The sequence below is a fragment of the Bifidobacterium sp. LH_558 genome, assembly GCF_056356295.1.
Genome location: NZ_JBKETZ010000016.1, coordinates 1 through 2,715 on the forward strand (window position 1 = coordinate 1; position 2,715 = coordinate 2,715).

General features: G+C 61.5%; 4 protein-coding genes. All 4 read left to right on the forward strand.

Annotation, left to right across the window (positions count from 1 at the left end; all coding sequences use genetic code 11):
• The first annotated feature begins 209 nt into the window (after positions 1–209).
• The 4 genes from AC1AV0_RS10875 (at position 210) to AC1AV0_RS10890 (ending at position 2,665) form a co-directional block, all read left to right on the forward strand.
• Positions 210–1,163: a replication initiation protein gene (locus AC1AV0_RS10875; protein ID WP_072727080.1), complete on the forward strand. Its 954-nt coding sequence runs from the start codon at positions 210–212 to the stop codon at positions 1,161–1,163.
• Positions 1,141–1,455, forward strand: coding sequence for a hypothetical protein (locus tag AC1AV0_RS10880; RefSeq protein WP_072727081.1), 315 nt, complete (start codon positions 1,141–1,143; stop codon positions 1,453–1,455). The genes AC1AV0_RS10875 and AC1AV0_RS10880 overlap by 23 nt, the downstream gene beginning before the upstream one ends.
• Before the next feature lie 668 nt (positions 1,456–2,123).
• On the forward strand, positions 2,124–2,384 hold the full coding sequence (locus AC1AV0_RS10885) for a hypothetical protein (RefSeq protein ID WP_072727079.1): 261 nt from the start codon (positions 2,124–2,126) through the stop codon (positions 2,382–2,384).
• The gene (locus tag AC1AV0_RS10890; RefSeq protein WP_235816003.1) at positions 2,381–2,665 is read left to right on the forward strand and encodes a CopG family transcriptional regulator; all 285 of its coding nucleotides are present in this window, start codon (positions 2,381–2,383) and stop codon (positions 2,663–2,665) included. The genes AC1AV0_RS10885 and AC1AV0_RS10890 overlap by 4 nt, the downstream gene beginning before the upstream one ends.
• The last annotated feature ends 50 nt before the right edge of the window (positions 2,666–2,715 follow it).

The following is a 2,715-nucleotide window of genomic DNA, read 5'->3' on the forward strand; positions in this document are numbered from 1 at the left end:
ACACTGACCGTCAAAATGCCCGCCAGCCAGCTCCAGAAAGTCACCGAAGCCGCCAAGAAATATCACATCAGCAGAAGCGAGTACGTCCGCAGAAAGCTCGTGGAGGCCTAGGCGGGAAAGCGCGCGTGCAGGGGTGGGAACCCTGAATTATCTGATTTGGCTTCGGTACCGATTTCACCATTGGTGGACTAGGGTGTATGGTGTTTGATATGAGTGATGACTACTCGCAGCCGACGCTTGAGTTGGCGCGCACGTTCGAGGGCTGGTACCTGCCCCAGCGTCCCATGTGCTGCGATGATGACTACTCCGCACTGACGCGGAGGTCGCGGGCCGACGCGCTCAGGTACAAGCACATCGAGACGAACCCGAGCGCTTTGGTGAACACGATCGTCGTGGACATCGATGACGATCAGGGCCGCGCCGTGGCCTTGTGGGAGCACGAGGGCATGCGTCCGAACTTCATCGCGGAGAACCCCGTCAACGGGCACGCGCACGCGGGCTGGGTGCTGACCTACCCCGTGGCCCGCACCGAGATGGCCCGCATCAAGCCGCTCAAGCTCCTGCACGCCGCCACGGAGGGGCTGCGACGCTCCTGCAACGGAGACGAGGGATATTCGGGACTGCTGATGAAGAACCCCGAGCATCCCGCCTGGGAATCGGACATCATCGAGCACGACACCTACGACCTGGATCAGCTCGTCGCGGCGCTCGACCAGCACGGAGACATGCCGCCCAAGTCGTGGAGGCGCACCAAACGGGCGCGAACAATCGGACTGGGGCGCAACTGCACCGTGTTCGACACGGCACGCACCGACGCATACCGCTTCGTGCGCCGCCTACCAGACCGCACACCCGAAAGCTCCGAGCGCTTGCGCGAGTTCACACGCCGCACATGCCACGAAATCAACGCGACGTTCGCGGATCCGCTGCCGACGCGCGAGGTCAACGACATAGCAAAATCAATCCACAAATGGACAGTGACGAGGTTCGATGGGTGGTTGGACGGAGCCGCTGTGTGCGCTGCGACGTTCACCGCGATACAAGCGGCACGAGGGCACAAGGGTGGTATCCAGTCCGGATCTTCACGGCGGACAAGTTCGATACGAAGCCAATACGAGCGTTATCTGGAGGAGGAGAGCAATGCCGACGAAGCAGGAGATTAACCGCAAAAAACGCCCGTGGACCGCGCGTGAGGCGGCAGAGATTTTCGGTGTTAACCAGCGCACGATTCGATCTTGGAACGCCATGAAGCGTGAGGATTGGATCGACGAACAGGCGACCATGCGTGAATCAATCCGCGCCTACCACGACGATGAAGGCCACAGCTGGAGGGCAACTGCGGATCACTTCAGCATGAGTACCGACGCAGTGCGCGCACGCGCCTACCGCGCCCGTAAGGAGCGCAAGGCGGAGGCAGAGGCGAACAGGCTGGCAGGAGAGGTTCCGCTGTTCTGAGGGCCGTTTCTGTGACCCTCAGGGGCGTTTCTCGCGAACGGATCGCGTGGGCGCTCCTGAGGGTCTTCGTTTTTCCCGTGCGGAGCAAGCTAGGAGTTGGATAATCTAACTCCGCTTGCCCGCGCTGCGGGTGTCCCGTGACGCGCCGTCACGGGTCGCTGCGCTGGCCGTCCGACACCCTCCAGCCTTCGGCACTCGGGTCATGTCCACCGCCGCAAGCGGTGGAGGCAAGTTCGCGGATTGTATACACAATCCGTATAACTTGCTGCACCCAAAAACCCACTGCTACAAGCACTGTTAAAAGCGCTTGTAGCAGTGCTTTTAAAAACGCTTTTCAAAGTGCCTGTGCAAGTGCTTTCCTATGGGGTTCGGGCCTCCCGACGATCGAGCAGGTGTACGTACACCTGCTATGCTCGCTGCTCCAGAACCTCCCCCTCGAAGGCACCGCCGCCAACACGCATACGCAGGGGTAGCAAGCGACGCATTCGTACGTACGAATGCCGCAGGACCGTGCCGGTCCTCGCTTGCCGGGAAGACCCGAACCCCATAGTCGGCCGAGGCCTCCAGACCGCCACGCGCGACGAATCCCACCCGCGTATCACCGGAATAACACGCGGGTGGTACGATGGAGACACGACGGAGGACGGACGAATCTGGAGGCCCCGAGAATGCAAATCTACGTGCTGCCGCGCGTGCACGAACGCCACCCCGACCTCTCCGACGAGGACGTGCTCACCGCGTTCGCCAGCGTCATGACCGACGCGCGCAGGGACAACGACACATGGATCTGCATCGGCCTCGACGGACGCGGGCGCAACGTCGAGATGGTCTACCGGCAACTGGGCGACCGCGTGCTCATCTACCACGCGATGACCCCGCCGACCAAGAAAATCAAACACGAGATCGAGCGCATCAGGAGGAACGCATGAACGACACCGGCAAAATGAACGAAGCCGAACTGCTGGAGATGTTCGGCCTGACCAGCGAACAGGTCGAGCAGGACGCGCGCCGCGTCGAGGACGAGACGCAGGACGACGGCATCATCGGCCCCGTCTACTACGGCCTGCACATGATCCAACGGAACGACGAACCCGTGGCCACACTGACCGTCAAAATGCCCGCCAGCCAGCTCCAGAAAGTCACCGAAGCCGCCAAGAAATATCACATCAGCAGAAGCGAGTACGTCCGCAGAAAGCTCGTGGAGGCCTAGGCGGGAAAGCGCGCGTGCAGGGGTGGGAACCCTGAATTATCTGATTTGGC

Coding starts and splice junctions, on each gene's coding strand:
- AC1AV0_RS10875 (WP_072727080.1), top strand. CDS start 210: ATGAGTGATGACTACTCGCAGCCGACGCTTGAGTTGGCGCGCACGTTC.
- AC1AV0_RS10880 (WP_072727081.1), top strand. CDS start 1,141: ATGCCGACGAAGCAGGAGATTAACCGCAAAAAACGCCCGTGGACCGCG.
- AC1AV0_RS10885 (WP_072727079.1), top strand. CDS start 2,124: ATGCAAATCTACGTGCTGCCGCGCGTGCACGAACGCCACCCCGACCTC.
- AC1AV0_RS10890 (WP_235816003.1), top strand. CDS start 2,381: ATGAACGACACCGGCAAAATGAACGAAGCCGAACTGCTGGAGATGTTC.